Annotated in this window: 15 protein-coding genes; 5 read left to right on the top strand and 10 right to left on the bottom strand. The window is 44.0% G+C overall.

What is annotated here, in order from left to right; translation table 11 throughout:
* Positions 1 to 59: 59 nt before the first annotated feature.
* Complete coding sequence (locus ACE38W_RS03190) at positions 60 to 647, bottom strand: Crp/Fnr family transcriptional regulator (protein WP_375828786.1); 588 nt, start codon at positions 645 to 647, stop codon at positions 60 to 62.
* A gap of 74 nt (positions 648 to 721) precedes the next feature.
* A complete protein-coding gene (locus tag ACE38W_RS03185; protein WP_375828785.1) occupies positions 722 to 1,210 on the bottom strand; it encodes a 2'-5' RNA ligase family protein in 489 nt (162 codons plus the stop codon).
* A 60-nt stretch (positions 1,211 to 1,270) separates the two neighbouring features.
* Between ACE38W_RS03185 and ACE38W_RS03180 the strand changes: the two genes are divergently transcribed.
* Positions 1,271 to 1,672 (top strand): hypothetical protein, encoded by a 402-nt coding sequence (locus ACE38W_RS03180; protein ID WP_375828784.1) that lies wholly within the window; start codon positions 1,271 to 1,273, stop codon positions 1,670 to 1,672.
* Between the two features lie 112 nt (positions 1,673 to 1,784).
* A complete protein-coding gene (locus ACE38W_RS03175; RefSeq protein WP_375828783.1) occupies positions 1,785 to 2,213 on the top strand; it encodes a VOC family protein in 429 nt (142 codons plus the stop codon).
* Positions 2,214 to 2,293: 80 nt separating this feature from the next.
* On the opposite strand, the gene ACE38W_RS03170 is transcribed toward ACE38W_RS03175, so the two are convergent.
* Positions 2,294 to 2,794, bottom strand: coding sequence for a hypothetical protein (locus ACE38W_RS03170; RefSeq protein ID WP_375828782.1), 501 nt, complete (start codon positions 2,792 to 2,794; stop codon positions 2,294 to 2,296).
* Positions 2,795 to 2,943: 149 nt separating this feature from the next.
* Between ACE38W_RS03170 and ACE38W_RS03165 the strand changes: the two genes are divergently transcribed.
* On the top strand, positions 2,944 to 3,900 hold the full coding sequence (locus ACE38W_RS03165; RefSeq protein WP_375828781.1) for a DUF6268 family outer membrane beta-barrel protein: 957 nt from the start codon (positions 2,944 to 2,946) through the stop codon (positions 3,898 to 3,900).
* On the opposite strand, the gene ACE38W_RS03160 is transcribed toward ACE38W_RS03165, so the two are convergent.
* Genes ACE38W_RS03160 through ACE38W_RS03145 form a run of 4 tightly spaced genes read right to left on the bottom strand, consistent with a single transcriptional unit; the run spans position 3,901 to position 8,510 of the window.
* Complete coding sequence (locus ACE38W_RS03160) at positions 3,901 to 5,121, bottom strand: ABC transporter permease (protein ID WP_375828780.1); 1,221 nt, start codon at positions 5,119 to 5,121, stop codon at positions 3,901 to 3,903.
* A gap of 9 nt (positions 5,122 to 5,130) precedes the next feature.
* A complete protein-coding gene (locus ACE38W_RS03155) occupies positions 5,131 to 5,877 on the bottom strand; it encodes an ABC transporter ATP-binding protein (RefSeq protein WP_375828779.1) in 747 nt (248 codons plus the stop codon).
* Positions 5,874 to 7,112 carry an efflux RND transporter periplasmic adaptor subunit gene (locus ACE38W_RS03150; RefSeq protein ID WP_375828778.1) on the bottom strand — a complete coding sequence of 413 codons (1,239 nt, stop codon included), beginning with the start codon at positions 7,110 to 7,112 and terminating at the stop codon, positions 5,874 to 5,876. The genes ACE38W_RS03155 and ACE38W_RS03150 overlap by 4 nt, the downstream gene beginning before the upstream one ends.
* A gap of 12 nt (positions 7,113 to 7,124) precedes the next feature.
* The gene (locus ACE38W_RS03145; RefSeq protein ID WP_375828777.1) at positions 7,125 to 8,510 is read right to left on the bottom strand and encodes a TolC family protein; all 1,386 of its coding nucleotides are present in this window, start codon (positions 8,508 to 8,510) and stop codon (positions 7,125 to 7,127) included.
* A 260-nt stretch (positions 8,511 to 8,770) separates the two neighbouring features.
* Between ACE38W_RS03145 and ACE38W_RS03140 the strand changes: the two genes are divergently transcribed.
* Positions 8,771 to 9,475, top strand: coding sequence for a TIGR00297 family protein (locus ACE38W_RS03140; RefSeq protein WP_375828776.1), 705 nt, complete (start codon positions 8,771 to 8,773; stop codon positions 9,473 to 9,475).
* A gap of 49 nt (positions 9,476 to 9,524) precedes the next feature.
* Here the strand turns inward: ACE38W_RS03140 and ACE38W_RS03135 are convergent, their stop codons facing one another.
* Positions 9,525 to 12,749 (bottom strand): S41 family peptidase, encoded by a 3,225-nt coding sequence (locus ACE38W_RS03135; RefSeq protein ID WP_375828775.1) that lies wholly within the window; start codon positions 12,747 to 12,749, stop codon positions 9,525 to 9,527.
* Between the two features lie 203 nt (positions 12,750 to 12,952).
* Complete coding sequence (locus tag ACE38W_RS03130) at positions 12,953 to 16,174, bottom strand: S41 family peptidase (protein ID WP_375828774.1); 3,222 nt, start codon at positions 16,172 to 16,174, stop codon at positions 12,953 to 12,955.
* A 334-nt stretch (positions 16,175 to 16,508) separates the two neighbouring features.
* Here ACE38W_RS03130 and ACE38W_RS03125 point away from each other — a divergent pair, with 334 nt between their 5' ends.
* On the top strand, positions 16,509 to 18,296 hold the full coding sequence (locus ACE38W_RS03125; RefSeq protein WP_375828773.1) for a hybrid sensor histidine kinase/response regulator: 1,788 nt from the start codon (positions 16,509 to 16,511) through the stop codon (positions 18,294 to 18,296).
* Here the strand turns inward: ACE38W_RS03125 and ACE38W_RS03120 are convergent.
* Positions 18,287 to 19,234, bottom strand: a complete 948-nt coding sequence (locus tag ACE38W_RS03120) for a hypothetical protein (protein ID WP_375828772.1) — start codon at positions 19,232 to 19,234, stop codon at positions 18,287 to 18,289. The genes ACE38W_RS03125 and ACE38W_RS03120 overlap by 10 nt on opposite strands.

Genomic DNA, 19,234 nt, shown 5'->3' with positions numbered 1-19,234 from the left:
GCTTTCAAATGACATACAGCAAGAAAGAGAATTGACAAATATCAAGCCATGGGCGGTGGTCAGTCGCCCCGCAGAAAGGCTTGCTTCCTGATACGACTCAGTGTTTCGGGGGATATACCCAGGTATGATGCGATCATGTTTTGCGGGAATCGTTGTACAAATGCCGGTTGGTGTTGCAGCATTTCCAGGTACCTTTCTTCAGCAGTGAGTGTAATGGCGGCATGTATTCTTTTCTGGGCGGCAATAGAATGCCGCTTGTCCATTTCCGCAGTGAGTATGCGCATGGCGGGAATAGCGTTGCGTAAAGTCCACCAATCGTCGTAGCCGATTTGCAGTACTTCCGTATCTTCCCAGGCATCGATATTATATTTCGATACTGAACCCAGCTCAAAACTTTCCCTGTCAGACATCCACCAGTTCTCTATGCCGAACTGAACGATGTGTTCTACACCTTTATCATCGACTGAATACTGGCGCATGGCGCCTTTGGTAATCAGCGATAAATGTCTGCATATATCTCCTTCCTGCAGAAGATATTGTTTTCTTCTGAACCTACGTAGCACAAAGGCTTTTGCCAATAATTGCTGTTCGTTTTCTTCCAGCGGATGACTCGTATAATGGCGCAGGTATTGATAAAATCTTTCCATAATTGGCAGTCAACAAAGCGTTACATAAATCAACAAGCTTACCATATATACGAGAAATCCTCCTGTACGGTCTTCTACCCTCGGAAGGGGTATTCTGACAATGCTTTCCAGGGGCCTTTGAGGTACCGCCAGGTTTGAAGCCCCAGGGTTTTTAGGGTAAAAGGCTGAAAAGAAGCCATCAGCGTAGCTTGTAATTGCGTGGCCTTAAATTCAGTTACTTTATTTTGAATGGTGATATGCGGATGTAATGGCTGCTGGTCCTGCTTTATGAGAAAAGGCGCCAACTGGGCTTGCAAACTGCTATGCCACAGCAGCAAGGCATTGTCATGTAAGCCGAAAGCCACACCTGGCCCGAAGCTAAAGATGCTTGTTACTGCTGGCTCAAAGGGAGGCACTGCGGCGGCATCAGCCAGGATAGCCAATACTTCCGGGTTGTCTTCCGGCAACTTATAAAACAACGTGATATGCGCCTCCAGATAATTGAAACGTTTGGGATAATGTGCATCGCGCAAAGCGTTAAAATATTGCTGATCACTGCCACTTAATTGTAATGTAACTATCATATCTGGCTGCAATTTAAAGTTATTGCGGCGTTCTTTATATTTGCAATAACAGCTTTCGCGATGATAGAGGAAACGGATATACGAATTGGCAACCTGGTCGCCTATTTTGACCGCAACATGGAGGAAACAATCTTTCCCGTGGAAGGCGTATGGCAGGGCTATATCTATAACACGGGCCTGCCACTCAGCAAAATCCCCTGTCAGAAGGCAAATCCTATTCCATTAGAAATACAATGGCTGGAGAATTTTGATTTCATACAGGGTGATCCTGCCCATGATGAAGATCCTTACGTATATTCTTTAAAATACAACCGCCTGCATAGTGTACATATCTCCTGCAGAGATGGTATCTTTCAGCCAGTAGTTGAAAGTCCTTCGGGGTTGGTGCCTTACGGCAGGCCACTGGCACATGTACACCAGTTACAGAACCTCTTCCATGCCCTCACCAGGGAAGATTTATAATGTCGTATTTTCCCCGGAAATTGTCAAAGTTACACAGCATCCTACTTTGTGAATGGTCTTACTTTTGTGTTGTCAACGTAAAAATAATTATCCACCAATAAAGTCAATTACTATGGCAAGTGTAAATCCTTATTTGAATTTCAACGGTAACTGTGAAGAAGCATTCAATCTTTACAAATCCGTATTCGGCGGTGAATTCTTTATGATTTCCCGCTTTAGCGAAATGCCGCCTGAATTCCCATGTGACCCTTCAGAGAAAGACAAAATTATGCACGTTTCTTTGCCATTCAGCAATGGTACTATCTTAATGGGTAGCGATGCGCCTAAAGCTTATCAGCGCCCTATTGAAGCCTCCAATCTGAACGTGGCAGTGAACGTGGATTCAGAAGATGAAGCCAATAAAGTTTTCAACGGACTATCTGCCGGCGGCACTGTTACCATGCCAATGGCTAAAACCTTCTGGAATGCCTACTTCGGTATGCTGACAGATAAATTCGGGGTTAACTGGATGGTGAGCTACGATTTAAATCCTAAGAAATAACACGCTTTTCAGAAAGTTATTAAACTAAAAAAGTCTGCACCAATTACTGATGCAGACTTTTTTATTGGTACAATCTCTACCTAGCTATGTTCTGCCGGTAAAGCATCTCTGTTTTTCTGTAATTCACCAATGAAGGGGATAGAGTTCAGGATAGAGGATTTTATGGCGATCTGCAGATAGAGCTCTAATTGCATGAATTTAGCTGCATTTTTTCCGCCCATTATTTTGGAAAATTTCTTGAAATAACGTTGATAGAATTTATCGTACTCGATATCATTTGCAAATAATCGTTTAGCCAATGACGTTGCTGATTCATCATCCAATGTTTCATACAAGCGACTGTAATCCTGTAGGATAGACAACCTTTCCCTGCTTAGGCTCTGACGGTCGCTTTCATACTGATCATACATAGACCAGAAAGGATCGTTTGGCTTGTTTTGCAAGTCCATATACTGAGTCACCAATGCTCTCTTCTCTTTACCAAAAACCTTTTGGATGACTGCCAGGTCATTATCGCTGGACTGCGCATACAGTAAATTGGCAAAGCACACGAATATCAGTATTAATGCGGTTCTCATCATTGAAGGGGAAATTTTTAGGTTATAACAATACATGTTGTGGAAATGTTAATTCCAGTTTGTATTTTTTAAATCTTTATATATTATTTTTTAGAGACGCATAGGGGTAGTAGATAGATATCGTGTCGATACCTAAACTATAACAACAAAATATGCAAACCTGCTATACTTTAGGATTCGTACGTCGTGGTATTCCGTTTATTTTCTGTATTACGTTGGCCAGTAAGGGTTATGCCCAATTAGGAGCGGCATCACTGAAAGGCCCAGGCATCGCCATCAGCGCGGATTACCTGCCAGCATCACATTATATCAGACCCGAAGACAGTGTGAAGACCTCCAGCACTACAAGCCAGCGCAGATATAATTTTGGCGCAGGATTTAATCTGTATAATCATATCGATACGGCTACCGGAAAAGTGCGTACGCTCTCCATGGGTCTTGCAGCCAGTTATACCCAATTAGAAAATAAGGATTATAAAGATCAGATATTTCCAAAAGAACTGCTCAATGCAACTGTCGGATTTCAATATTACCGGAGTATGCGTAACCGTTGGGCAATGATGGGCATTGCAGGCGTCTCCCTCGGTACGGACCTCGAAGATATCAACGGGCAAGATCTCTTTGTGCAGGGAGGCGTGCTGTTCATCAAAACCAGAAATGCGCATACTTCCTATGGTATTGGAGCTGTGCTCACCAATACTTTCGGTACACCGATGGTCCTTCCAGCTTTTTATATTGCTTGGCAAACCGGTAATAAATTCCGTGTCGATATCCAGTTCCCGGAAAAGGCCAGCGTCTCCACTAATCTTAACAAATACACAGAACTGGCCCTGGCATTACGTATGACCGGCGCTACCTATGATGTATCTCACTATGTTAATAATAAACGTTTGATGGGATCTATGCAACTGACCACAGGTCTTGAAAACACCTGGCACCTGGGTAAGCACCTGGATGCAGTAGTAGCGGGTGGTGTTATGATATTAAATAGCGCAAGTTTCTCCGAAAAGAAATTATCAGAGATGTTTAAAGATAAGCCAGAACATAGACTTGGCACCAACTATTATCTCAGTACTGGTATCAGATGGAATTTTATTCCAAGAAAATAATTATTCGTAGCGCAATGCTTCAATAGGATCCAGGCGGGAAGCCTTCAGTGCTGGATAATAGCCGAAGAAAACACCGGTGAGCGCACACACCATAAAAGACAGAATAATACTGCTTTTAGAAACTAACGTTGGCCATCCTAATGTAAGTGTAATGATAGTGCTGGTGCTAACTCCCAGTATCACGCCAATGATGCCGCCGGTGATACTGATGATGATCGCTTCTACCAGAAATTGTAACAGTATATCAATTCCTCTTGCGCCGATAGACATGCGCAATCCAATTTCGCGGGTTCGTTCAGTGACGGATACATACATGATATTCATGATACCAATCCCTCCAATAACCAGCGATATACCGGCAATCGCTGTCAGCAAAATGGTAAGCAAACTACTGGTAGAACTGAGCGTTTTGATCAGTTCTGCCATAGTCCTTACCTGGAAATTATTTTCATCACCAGGGCGTAATCTATGTGTTTCCCGAAGAATACTGGTTATCTGGTCTACTGCGGCATCCGACTGATCTTCACTAACAGCAGAAGCAAAAATATTTTGCAGATAAGTGGTAGCCAATACCCGCTTCATAATAGTAGTGTAAGGCGCAACAATGATATCGTCCTGGTCTTGCCCGAAAGAGCTCTGTCCTTTAGGCACCAGCGTTCCGATCACCTGCAAGGGAATCTTGTTAAATCGAATAATTTTACCAATAGGACTTTCTCCGCTGGGAAAGAGATTATCAATTACTGTTTGTCCGATGATACAAACTTTTGCTGCAGAAGCTACATCTGATTCAGAGAAAAGGATACCATCTTTCAGTGTCAGTTTTCGTATATCGAAATAGTCGGTATTACCACCTTGTAAGGTGGTAGGCCAGTTGAGCGCTCCTGCGATGGCCTGGCCTTTGGCACTGGACACGGGCGACACAGCAGTAAGCAAGGTCGCTTGTTTTTGCAAAGCTCGTACATCCGCAATGGTGAGGGTTTGCACGGAAGATGCATCCAGTCGCGCGCCGCCGGCAACATTACTGGCCGGCATGATAGTGACCATGTTAGAACCCATATTTCCCAGCTGCGATTGTATACTTTCTTTAGACCCCTGCCCTATTGCCACCATGGCAATTACAGCGGCCACCCCAATGATAATACCCAACATCGTCAGGAAAGCCCTGAGCTTATTACGCTGAAGGGCCAGCAATGCGAGTCGTATGAGATTGAATACACTCATGTTTCAGTATTAATAATCGTCCGTAACCGGCAATGATGCCAGCGCTTCTTTTGCGGAACGAATGTTATCATTATAATTATCTTTCTGCACTTTACCATCTCTCAACATAATAGTACGGCTGCTGAAAGCAGCTATATCCGGTTCATGTGTAACGAAGATGATCGTTTTACCTCCTGCGTTTAGGTCTTGCATCAAAGACATGATCTCGTAGGATGTTCTGGTATCCAGGTTACCAGTGGCCTCATCGGCGAGTATCATCACCGGATCATTTACAAGTGCGCGGGCAATGGCTACACGTTGTTGTTGACCGCCGGAAAGTTGATTGGGCTTATGGTCCAACCTATCCGCCAGTTTCACGGCTTCCAGTGCATTGATGGCTCTTTCTCTGCGCTCATGTGCTGTAATAGTTTTATTGTAGAATAATGGCAGTTCTACATTTTCAAGTGCTGAGGTACGTGGCAGCAGGTTATACGACTGGAAAACAAATCCAATTTTCAGGTTTCTCACTCTTGCCAGTTCATTTTTCTGCATATTTCCAACGCTCATCCCATCCAGCAGGTAGCTGCCGGAAGTAGGCTTGTCCAGGCATCCAAGGATATTGAGCAAGGTACTTTTACCGCTACCGCTACTCCCCATGATGGTGACAAATTCTCCTACGCTAACAGAAAAGTTCACGCCTTTCAACGCATGAACTATTTCTGTTCCCATCCTGAATTCTCTTCGGATATTGTCTATTTCCAGAATTTTCCTGTTCATCGCTTACGTCCCATTTTAGGCAGGAATGGACTGCTGGTGCCTTTTGCTGTTGGCGCAGCGCCAGTGGAGCCAGTTTCCTGACCGGTAATTACCATATCGCCGGGGTCCAGGCCGTGTAATACTTCAATATGCGTATTATCATTGAGGCCTGTACGAATTCGTTTCTGTTGTAGTGTATCTCCTCTCAACACCCATACATAATTGACGTCACCCTCTCTTTTTTGAGCATTGGAAGTTACTACGTTGGTGTCTTTCGGTGTTTCCTGCTGATGCTTTCTTACCGCGGAAAGCAGCACATATTTCTTACCAAGTGTAGTAGAATCTGGTCTGAACTTCAATGCACGTACGGATACCAGCAGGGCGCTATCTCTTTCTGCGGTGTAAATCGTTACGTTGGCCGTCATACCTGGCTTGAGTTTCATCTGATCATTGGAAGCATTGATAATTGTTGTGTAGGTAACCACATTAGATGAAACCGTAGGCTGCAGACGTATTTCCTGGACATGACCCGCAAATACATCATCCAGGTAGGCATCAACGGTGAAGGATACACGCTGACTATCTTTTACGTTTCCAATATCAGCTTCGTCTACACTGGCCTGTACCTGCATTTTGGTAATATCTTTAGCGATCACAAAGAGTGTAGGCGTATTGAAGGAAGCCGCTACTGTTTGTCCTACGCTCACATTCCTGTTCAGCACTACCCCGTCAATAGGCGAGTAAATATTACTGAATTCCAGATTTTTTTCAGCAGATGCCAGCTGCGCGGTGGTACTGGCCACACTGGCTTTGGCGGCGTTTAACAGGTAAGTAGAATTATCATAATCCGCTTTACTGATGGCGCCTGTTTTATATAGTTGTTCCTGTCGGCCAAAATTTGCCTGCTGGAAAACCAGGTTACTTTTTGCATTGGCTAGTTGTCCGCGGAACTGATCTACAGAAGCCTGAAACAGTGACTGGTCCAGCTGTCCGAGCAGCTCTCCCTTTTTCACTTTGGAATTGAAGTCTGCATACAGATATTTAAGCGTGCCAGAAACCTGCGTACCAACGGCCACCGTATCTACTGGCTGAATCGTTCCTGTAGCAGTAACGGTGGTGGCTATATGACCATATGCGGGTGTCTCTGTATCAAAACTTACTGCTGGTCCTGTTTTACGGATAAAGAAGAACCAGATCAGCAGCAATACAGCTACCACCACCACAATAGATATTATCAGCCGTTTATACTTTCTCATAGCTAAAAGCATTTATAGTTTTACCGGGATGCCCCTGTAAAAATCATAGATTCGGATAGTAAGTGCAGCATTGTATTTAGCCTGTATATACGACTGTAATGCTTGTATATAGAGGTTTTTCTGTTGCAGGTACTGTACAATATTTGCTGCGCCTATCTTCAGTGTTTCATTTGCGATACGATAACTTTCCTGGTTGTATTTGTACTGTTCTACTGCCGCATCGTATTGACTTTGTGCATTTAAAACATTGATGTAAGCCTGTTCTACGGTTTGAGAGAGATTTACTTTTGTGTTTTGCAGATTCAGGTTAGATTGATCTACTTCTATCTTTGCCTTTTCTACATTGGTTTTATTGACTTTTCGTGTAAATATGGGTACAGAGAGTGTCAGTCCTATCTGTTGATAGAAGTTGTTATCTAACTGTTTCAAATAAGCGTTGCTGATATTTGTAGCGTAGTTACTCGCTAAGGCACCACCAGCGGTCAACACAGGCAAGTAGCCAGTTTTTGCCTTCTCCAGGTCCAGTTTTGCAACATCTACTCCGATATTGCCTGTTTTGATTTCAGGGCGGGTATCAAATGCCTGTTGCTGGGCCTCTTGCACTGGTGTCAGCATACCTGTTTCTATCAGTGTATCAGGAGAAATAATATCGAATGGCTTGCTAGTAGGCAGCTGTAATATTTGTTTTAGTGTCAGAAGATTCTGACGGCGTGTATTCTCTGCCGTTACCAACAGGAATTTATCATTTGCCAGCTGCGCCTGTAGCTGTACCAGGCCTACCAGGGCCAAGCTACCTACATCATATTGTTGTTGCGCCTGTGCCACCTGGGCTTGGGAGGTGGTTACCACATCTTTTACATAAACTATATTTTCTTTTGCCAGTAAGATGTTGAGATAAGCTTGTGTAATCAGCAGCGTGATATCATTCATTTGTGCGTCTACATTCAGGTCAGCAATCTGAAGCAGCAGATTTTTCTGTTGGATATCTTTGTTGAGAAAACCACCATTGTAGAGTGTCACATTAGAATTGATACTATAGTTTCCGGAGGCCGACAAGACGTACGACTCATTAACATTTTTGCCACCAGTAAAATTTTGGCCTACTGTGGCGTTGAGGTTGGGCAGTTTGGCAGCTTTGGAAAGAATGAGATCCTGTTCACTCGTTTTTTTGGTCAGCCGGAGGGTATTCAGATTGATGTTATACCTGGCTGCGTAATTGAGGCAATCTTGTAGGCTCCACACCACCGAAGAAGTGGAATCTTCCATGGATGGCACCGGCGTTTGTGCCTTCACGTTAGCCGGGTGCAGGAATAGCAGCAGGCATAACAGCGGGGCAAATAGCAGGAGTTGTTTAAACCGATAAGACAGCGACATAATCCGATCTGTATTATAGTCCATTTTAATCCGGGGTATTAATAATGCTAACTTTCAGCTGCCAAACATCAGGCCGTGAACTGCGATTTGTTAACCATTACTGCGTCTCCTAACACTAAATAACAATACTTAACACAAAGTAACAGGGCAGCTGTCGTGGGATGGCATTGTGATCTTCCCAATTAAAAATCATAACAATAGAACAGGACAATAGTTCGGTATATACGTTACCGGGAGACATTAATTTTTTTATCTATTTTTGACGCTTATATTCCCTGATAAGTATGTTTCCTACAATCGTGATCATCCTGGTGATGTTGGCCGCCATAGCAGCAGTATTGAAAAAGAAGCTAACTATAGGGGGTGGTATTGCCGGTTGCCTGGTAGCGGTAATGATTTATGGCGGCGCCGGCAGCATGGGCTTACTGATGCTGGCTGCGTTTTTCCTTTCGGCGGTTTGGGCTACCAAACATAAAAAGGCTTACAAGGAAAGTCTGAAAGACCTCCCTGCACATAGTCAGCAGCGCGATGCCTGGCAAGTGCTTGCCAACGGCGGCGTGGCGGCTTTTATTGGCGGGATCATATTCCTCCAATTATCGCAACAGGAACTGGTCATTACACTAGGCGCCAGCCTGGCCGCGGCCACAGCGGATACACTGAGTTCTGAACTAGGTACCGTTTATGGCAAAAGATTCTATAATGTGCTCAGTTTCAAAAGAGATCAGCGTGGGCTGGATGGTGTGGTAAGTCTGGAAGGCACACTGATTGGCGCAGCAGGCGCGGCTATGATCGCTATTATCTATGGTTGCTACCATCCTCGTTTACGCGATACCGTTATAATATTTATTGGAGGTATTTTGGGTAATTATTTCGATTCTTTGCTGGGAGCAGCCTGGGAAAGGAAAGGCTGGATAAAGAATGATATGGTTAATTTTTTGACCACAGGGATTGCAGCTATAGTGGCATTTATCCTGGTGTTGATTTCGTAAAAGATAACGGCTGCCCCTCCGGGCAGCCGTTATCTTTGTGTTAAACCACTTATTTAATTTCAGCTAACATCTCTTTCACGGCAGCTTCCAGCTGTGCATCCTTACCTGCTAGGAATTCTTCATAAAGCAATGGTATTCGGATATCTGGCTCTAATTCTAAATTCTCCAAAGGGAGGTTTTCCTTACCAATAATAGCGATGGCCGGGATACCGAAATCTATTGTAGCATCTATTTGCGGTTCCCACCATACAGCAGTGCCAGTGCCGGCAACCGGCATTCCGATCAGTTTACCCAAATGCCCTTGCTTATATACATATGGGAAAACATGCGCATCACTGTAATTAGCCTCGTTCATCAACACACAGCTAACTCCCTGCCATACGCCAATTGGCTCACCGCCGCTTAAACGGTGCCCCTGCGGTGCAAACTCCAGGTAATTTTTACCACTGAGGAAACTACACAACTCTTCATGTAACATACCACCACCATTGAACCGAGTGTCAACAATCAGTGCTTTTTTACCTTTATTTTTACCCATTGCCACATCAAATAAAGCGCGGTAACTGGCATCGTCCATACTTGGCACATGCACGTACCCCACTTTGCCATCACTGAGTTTATCCACCATCTTCGTCATTATTTCTATCCAACGTTTGTATAGCAGGCGTGATTCCATTTTTCCAGTGATAGGCTTAACGGTTTCGTCCCAACGTTGTTTGGTAGCAGGATCATACATGCTCAGCAACACGTAATTACCAACTTTATGATTCAGCAGTGATGCCCAATCTTCATTAGCAGTGATAGGCTGCCCATCGATTTTTTCGACGACACTGCCCTTTTTCACTTTGCTGGAAGCCTTATCCAGTGGGCCGCCTGCAATCACCTCCTCTACTTTGAGGCCGTTGCCAGGAATTGTTTCATCATATAACAAACCCAAACTCCCGGTAACATCTCCATTAGGGATAATGGGAAAATAATGTGCACCGGTGTGAGATGCATTCAACTCTCCCAATAATTCACTCAGTAATTCCTGGAAATCATAGTTATTGCTGATAAACGGAAGGAAACTTGCGTAGTTATCACCGTACATTTTCCAGTCTATACCATGCAGCTTAGGATCATAGAATTTCTCTTTCACTTGTTTCCAGGCGTGCCAGAAGATATACTCACGTTCTTTCTCCTGATCCAGCGCCATTTCCGCGTTGATGCTTATTGGAGTTATCTTACCGGAACTTGCATCCACTTTCATTACTTTGCCGTTGCTGCTCACGAAGAGGGTCTTTCCATCTTTGCTCAAACTCAAACTACCAGGACTTCCACCCAGCTTGGCCAGTATCCTGGTATCACCAGTTCTCGGTTCTGTTACCCACAGGTCATAACCATTTTCAAAGGCTGCTGTATAAAATACCTTGCTGATATCTTTGCTTACTACATAATCGCTGATGGACGAACTATTGATAGTCAGTTTCACCCGACGATTATCCAGGTTATTGAAATCTGGCGTAAATGCTTTATTTGACGTTTCACTTTCTTTCAACTTGCCGGTGGTATCTTTTGCTGGCTTAGCATCGCCGCCTTCTTTGAGCAAGCTGAATTCATCTTTGGAGAGTTTAAATTTATCATATGCCTCCTGATCAAAAAATACAGCGTAGATGTCTACCTCGCGGCTATCCTCCCTGGCCATTGACCTGCGGCCATCACGGGCGTTCAGGCAGGTCATTACCTTACCATCCGCCGACCATTTTGAATTAGTTTCACCAAAGCCGCTATTGATGGGATAAAAAGGCAGGTTTTGGCCATCAGCGGCAAGAATAGCGGCATTACCGCCTTCGTAGTAATTTTTCTGATCATCGGCCACTAACCATTTACTATCAGGACTCCAGGCGTAAAACCAGTCGCCATCTGAATAGGAATGGTTATGTCCTTCCGGCAGTATAGTCCTGGATTTACCGCTGGCAATATTGAATACCTTCAGGATATTACGGTTTTCAATATAGGCAACTTCTTTCCCATCCGGCGAAAACTGTGGTTGAAATTCTTCCGCAGCAGAAGCTACAAGCGGCTCTTCTTTCAGTAAGGTAGCATTGAAGAAATACGGCTCTTCACTACGTATAATTGTTGATTGATAGATATCCCAGTTGCCATTACGTTCTGCAGCATAAATGAGCTTCTTACCATCAGGAGACCAGGCTACTGACCTTTCCTGCTGCGGGGTGTTGGTGATACGTTTGGTCATGTTACCTTCCGTGCTGGAAACAAACACCTCTCCTCTCGCAACGAAAGCCATTTGTTTACCATCAGGGCTGACAGCGAATTCGGTAGTATTACCCAGTACAGGAATATTTTTCACAACACCATCACGGCCATCATTCATTATTTCCACGCTTACTTTGCGAGGTTGTTCTCCCACTTTAAGCGTATATACTTCACCGTTATACGTAAAGCAAAAAGTATTATCGTCAGCTTTTGACAATCCACGTACCGGATGGCTGTTGAAGTTTGTCAGCTGCGTCATTTTGTTTTTATCTTTCAGCGAACCTTTGAAGAGGTTTTGAGAGATGCCTCCATTTTCGCTGAGATAGTAGATATCGTCGTTGGCGCCGAATAGCGGTTCTCTGTCTTCGCCAATATACCCTGATACCTGCTGATAAGTAGCATTTGCTACATCGAGTACCCATATGTCGCGGGTAATGGAGGATACGTGGTGTTTACGCATCGCGTCTTCCACACCTTTGAAATCCTGGAAGATGATTTTGCTGCCACTTTTGTTGTAATGTGCAGCATCGATGGCTGCAGCACTGACCAGTATTGGTTTTCCGCCGGTTACCGCAACGGTATACAAGTTCCGGAAGAAGCGGTAAGGAAATCTTACACTGCTTGCCGGAGCATTCCTTACACTACCAAACAATACCTGCTTATTATCTGGCGAAAAGTCATACGGATAATCAGCGGCGCTGTTGGTGGTGAGTCGTACCGGAGTACCGCCGGAAGCCGGCATAACAAAAACGTCGAAATTTCCGTAACGGTCGCTGGCAAAGGCGATGGACTTACCGTCGTGGCTCCAGACAGGCATCATATCATGTGCTTCGTGGATGGTGAGTGGTGTGGCTACGCCACCTTTCGCATCAACGCGGTAGATGTCTCCTTTGTAACCAAAAGCGATGGTATTACCATCAGGGGAAATGGAGGGGTTCCTGAGCCAGCGGGCATTTTGCTGGGCATAGGAAGTGGTGGCCATAATGATGGTAGCACACCCAAACATGAGTTTCTTCATAAGCGATAAGAATTGTTTTTTATCCTATACTCGTTGGTATGGGGGGGAAACAGGGCGCCAAAATAATTAAATAAGTGAGCTTATTCAAGTTTTTAATTGATTACTTCATCTCTAGTATAATGTAATTATCTTGATACTGATATTATAAAATAACAAGGGCTGACCTAATTGGCCAGCCCTTGTTTTATTGCAAGCTTAACAGCTTATTTGATTTCTTCTAACATCTCTTTCACGGCAGCTTCCAGCTGTGCATCTTTACCTGCGAGGAATTCTTCGTAAGGCAATGAAACACGGATATCTGGTTCTATCTGTAAGTTTTCAGTAGGACGGTTTTCTTTACCGATGGTAGCTACCATAGGGATACCAAATACCATAGAAGGATCGATTTGTGTTTCCCACCATACAGCAGTACCAGTACCAGCAACCGGCATACCGATCAATTTACCCAGGTGACCTTGTTTATATACATAAGGGAAGATGAATGCATCACTGTAATTACCTTCACTCATCAACACACAACTAACGCCTTGCCATACACCTATAGGTTCGCCACCGCTGAGGCGATTGCCTTGTGGCGCAAATTCCAGGTATTTTTTACCACTGAGGAAGGTGTAGAGGTCATCATGCAGCCATCCGCCACCATTGAAGCGGGTGTCTACAATCAGTGCTTTCTTACCTTTATTTTTACCCATTACTTCGTCGTAAACAGAACGATAGCTAGCGTCGTTCATACCTTGTACGTGTACATAGCCAACTTTACCACCGCTCAGCTTATCTACCATTTTAGTCATGTAAGCCACCCAACGTTTGTACATCAGGTTAGATTCCTCTCCTATGCTGATAGGCTTAACGGTTTCGTCCCAACGTTGTTTGGTTGCAGGATCATAAATGCTCAGCAGCACATAGCTACCTGCTTTACGATTCAGCAGTGTTGACCAATCCTGGTCAGCAGTGATAGGCTGTCCATCGATTTTTTCGATGATGTTGCCTTTTTTCACTTTGCTGGAAGACTTATCCAATGGGCCGCCGGCAATCACGTCATCTACTTTCAGGCCGTCGCCAGTGGCAGTTTCATCATACAATAAGCCCAGGCTTGCCGTTGCGTCAGTATTTGGTATATAAGCAGAAAAACGGCCACCAGTGTGTGAACCATTCAGTTCGCCCAACAGTTCGCTCAGCAGTTCTTCAAAATCGTAGTTATTGGTGATATACGGGAGGAAACGGGCGTAGTTATCGCCATACATTTTCCAGTCGATACCATGGATGGTAGGATCATAGAATTTCTCTTTCACCTGTTTCCATGCATGCCAGAAGATATATTCACGTTCTTTCGCCTGGTTCAGCGCCATTTCAGTGCTGATGCTTACTGGTGTTACCTTACCGGAAGCTACTTCCACTTTCACTACACTACCACGGTTGCTCACGAACAAAGTGTTACCATCCTTGCTCAGGCTCAAGCTTCCGGGAGAACCGCCCAGTTTAGCCAGGATCTTGGTTTCACCGGTCCTAGGTTCAGTTACCCAGAGATCATAACCTTTTTCAAATGCGGCAGTATAGAATACTTTACTGATATCTTTATTTACTACATAGTCGCTGATAGAAGAACTATTGATGGTAAGTTTTACGCGACGATTATCCAGGTTATTGAAATCAGGAACAAATGCTTTTTTAGCACTTGCACTGTCTTTAGATTTGTTCGCAGTATCTTTTGCAGGTTTTGCATCACCATCTTTCAGCAGACTAAATTCATCTTTAGAGAGTTTGAATTTGTCGTATGCTTCCTGGTCGAAGAATACAGCGTAGATATCTACTTCGCGGCTACCTTGTTTTGCCAGGGATTTGCGACCATCGCGGGCACTGGTCCATGTCATTACTTTACCGTCTGCAGACCATCTTGCATCGCCTTCACCGAATCCGCTGTGGATCGGATAAAATGCAGTGCCTTTTCCGTCAGCAGGGAGGATGGCTGCGTTAGAAGAACCAAAATAGTTTTGTTCATCATCTGCAACTAACCACTTGCTGTCCGGGCTCCAGGAGTATGACCAGTCGCCATCTGCATAGGAGTGGTTATGGCCTTCCGGCAGAATCGTTCTTGATTTACCGCTGGCAACATTGAATACCTTGAGTACATTTCGATTTTCTACATAGGCGATTTCTTTGCCATCCGGAGAAAACTGTGGCTGGAATTCTTCGGCGGCGGTAGCGATGAGCGGTTCTTCTTTCAGCAGGGTAGCATTGAAGAAGTAAGGCTCTTCACTGCGAACAACGGTAGTTTGGTAGATATCCCAGTTACCATTACGTTCAGCAGCATATACCAGTTTTTTACCATCAGGAGACCATGCTACCATTCTTTCCTGTTGAGGAGTATTGGTAATACGTTTGGTCATGTTACCATCGGTGCTGGAAACATACACCTCACCTCTGGCCACGAAGGCCATTTGTTTGCCATCAGGGCTGATAGTGAATTCGGTCATGTTACCTGCAACAGGCATATTTTTCACAACACCTTCACGGCCATCGTTCATTACCTGGATGTTTACCTTACGTGGTTTTTCACCTTCTTTCAGCGTATATATTTCACCGTTATAGGTAAAGCAGAATGTATTGTTATCAGCTTTTGAGAGTCCACGTACCGGGTTGGTAGTGAAGTTGGTCAGCTGGGTCATTTTGCTTTTATCTTTCAGGGAGCCTTTGAATAGGTTCTGAGAGATACCGCCGTTTTCGCTGAGATAGTAGATATCATCATTGGCGCCGAATACCGGTTCTCTGTCTTCCCCTGCATAGCCAGAAACCTGTTGGTAGGTTCCTTTAGCCACGTCTAGCACCCAGATATCGCGGGTTACAGCAGAAACGTGGTGTTTACGCATAGGATCTTCATATCCTTTACGGTCCTGGAAGATGATTTTGCTACCGTTTTGGTTGTAGTGGGCTACATCAGCGCCAGCGGCACTGAGCAGTATGGATTTACCACCAGTTACCGGAACGGTGTACATATTGCGGAAAATGCGGTAAGGAAATCTCACACTGGATGCAGGAGCATTTCTTACACTACCGAATAATACCTGTTTATTGTCCGGGGTAAAATCATACGGATAATCTGGGGCACTGTTGGTAGTGAGTCGTACAGGAGTTCCACCGGTTGCGGGCATTACAAAAACGTCGAAGTTACCATAACGATCGCTGGCAAAGGCGATGGATTTTCCGTCGTGGCTCCAAACAGGCATCATGTCATGTGCTTCGTGGATGGTGAGTGGTACAGCTACTCCACCTTTGGCGTCTACACGGTAAATGTCGCCTTTATACCCGAAAACAATGGTATTGCCATCCGGGGAGATAGATGGGTTCCTAAGCCAGAGGGCATTTTCCTGAGCATAGGTACTGGTGGCCATTATTAAGGCGGCACACCCAAATATTAATCTCTTCATAAGCGGTAAAAATTGGTTTTTTACCCTATACAGGCAGGTACAGGGAACAGAATGGGAAAGTAGGAAATTAGCAGAGTTTATTCAAGGCTTAAATTGACAAGCGGTCTGCTCCGCCAATGGCCGGACTGCCGTGTAGTGATCATTGAGGAATAGGAATTTGCAATAGTATGCTACACATAAGGTTCAATTTTAACAACACAAGATCATTTCTATTCATTTCAGATCAATATAACATCACATCCATTAACATCTGATACACTTTTAACGATTTTTAGTATGGTATATTCGATATATTAATAGTGTAGCAATAGGTTAGACCCTCAAATAGGAAAATATGCGTGTATTCCACTATCTGTTAAACCTTTTTAACCGTATCAAGAATGCCGGAGTGGAAAATCCGAATGAGTCAGGAAGCAGATTGACAAAACATATAAATGTTCTGGCTTTTTTTACCAGCATACTGGTATTTGCACTTGGAGGTATTTTTTATTGGCTTGTTGATAGTTTGTATGTATTTATCCCTTTGTTACTGGAAGGCATTGGTATGCTTGGTGTCTTGGCATTTAATGTTGCGGGCAGAAGGGACATGGCTAACCTGAATATGTTTTCCATTCACTGTATAGCTGCAGGTTATTGGACAACCTTATTAGGCAATGCTATCCCAATCGAAGTAGTTACCGCTTTCCTGATTATTTTTCTTACCTGCGGTTCTTTCCTCGCCTATACGGACAAGCGTATACGAACATGGTCGCTGATAGCAATAGTCGTGTTGTTGCTATTAATTCAGGCAAATGTATATTTTCATGTAATTCACCCTATGGCAATTCCTCCGGCCAGCGCCTTTATTATGCGATTATGTACAACAGCAGGAATGCTATTTTTTATCATTTATGTGATGTATGCCTTTGTCATTGAGATTGACGGGTTACTTAATCATCTCAGACATACCAATACAGTATTGATGGCTAATGCTGCCTTCCTCCGGGAAACCTTCCATGAGGTAAGGACCCCGCTGAATAGCCTGTTCGGCGCCGCACAGCTATTGGATATGGCACATAAGGAGCATAGCAATGACCCCACTATGCAGGAAATTGCCCCAGAGATAAAGAACGTATTGGCATCAAGCCTGCTCGCAAAAGAAATTATTGACAATGTCCTTGATTTTAAAAAGATAGAAGCAGGAAAATTCTATGATATTAAAAAAGAGAAGGTCAACCTGCTCAGCAGCATTGAGCAATGCATCCAGATGAACCAATATGTAGCCAACCTGCGCGGATTAACAATCCGACTGGATTTCCAGTTGGCCGAACCAGAAGCTTTTTGTGATGATATCGTATTCAAGAAAATCCTGAATAATCTGGTATCCAATGCGGTTAAATTCTCTAACAATAACAGTGAAATATTTATTGCTGCTTTACAAAAGAAGAATGAAGCAGAATTCAGTATACGTAATATGGGCGTATTAAGCCAGGATAAAATCCGGACCATCTTCCTGCCGTTTGAATCTGAGCGTAATACTTTCCTTGAAGGAACCGGCATCGGGTTGCATCTCACCCAGAATCTTATCGCCCGCCTGGATGGTAAAATCAGTGTTTCCTGTGATGGCTCCTATACTACTTTTGCATTCACCATGCCATTGGAAAACTGTCCGCAATCCCGGCAGCAACCATTAGTTACAGAAGCGCAGCCAGAAGCCGCCAGCATCAATGAAAAGGAATTTGCAGGACTGAAGGTGTTGATTGTGGATGATAATCTGATGAACCAGCAGATCATCAAAAAGTTTGTTTCTAAAACAGGTGCTCAAACAGTAATCACAGACAATGGAAAAGAGGGACTGGATGCGGCCATTGCGGACAAGCCAGACCTGATTATTTCTGATTCACACATGCCGGTAATGGATGGCCGGCAGATGTTGCATGAATTGCGACAGGTACCCGGATATGCAGATATACCAGTGATAATCGTTTCGGGAGATGCGTTTAGTAATGGTAGTGAAAATGAATCTGATGAAATGCTCAAAGCAGGCGCTCTTGCTTACCTGAAAAAACCTTTATCCTTTAAAGAACTACATGCTGTGATGAAAACGCACCTCCCGAAAGGAATTTATAATAATCAGGATTGATACCTAGATGTATCTATTATCGCCCAGTCAAAATAGGCTTTGATAACTACATACAGGCCATCAATATACTCTTCCAGCTGACGGTTCAATTCTACGCCCCAAAAAGGAAAACGCTTACGCAGGTTATCCATCTTTACAAGATTGCGATCATACTCCCTGCGGATAGCACGAATAGCATCATCCAGGGATATATCCAGCTCTCTTTCGTAGATAAATACCAGGTTAAGGCCTTTTGTCTTCAAAGCCTTCTCTCTCTCCAGGGAATGCAAATCGTTCGCAAGATTGGCCGTGAGATTGAGTAACAGCTCTATTTCCTTTAGAATGGGATGTCCGTAGATTTCAGCGGGTAGCTGTACGCCATTAAACATAGAAATAATCGGAAACATAATATAAAAACCAGTTTTCGGACGCTGTTCCAGGTATTCCCTAATAGAAGGTTCATGTCCGTTCAGTTGCATATCTGTTTCCCATAAACACTCTTCGAAATACATGACCATATAATCCGCAAACTGTTCGTACAAATAAGGAGTACTAACCTTTTTGAATCGGATCATGATATCATGCAAGCTTTCATTCAACACCTGATGCCGGGTGGAGGTAAAGGTAATCCCCCCTTTGCGGATAATACCGATAAATCCGTTGAGCATTTCTTTCAGGATGGCGGCTGCCACTGCATTAGATGAGGCCCTGTCGCACTGATCATCTACAGTAAATAACCAGGCGATGAGGTCCCCTACAATACAGAGGTCCACATAGGAAGCTTCGGGATATTCCCTGGCTGCATAGTAACCAAATTTAGCTTTGTTGAAGAAGGTAACTTTGTCGTCGTTAATAAGATGAAATTTTTTCGCCCATTCAGTCGTATGTTCCTGAATATGGGTTGCATAAGGGCTGATAACAGATGGGGTCGGGAATTCAAGGTTTAATGCTTTTTCCAT

This window comes from Chitinophaga sp. Hz27 (assembly GCF_042263525.1).
Classification (GTDB): Bacteria; Bacteroidota; Bacteroidia; order Chitinophagales; family Chitinophagaceae; genus Chitinophaga.
Note: the sequence above shows the minus strand (reverse complement) of the source record. Positions and strands in the feature narration are given on the sequence as shown.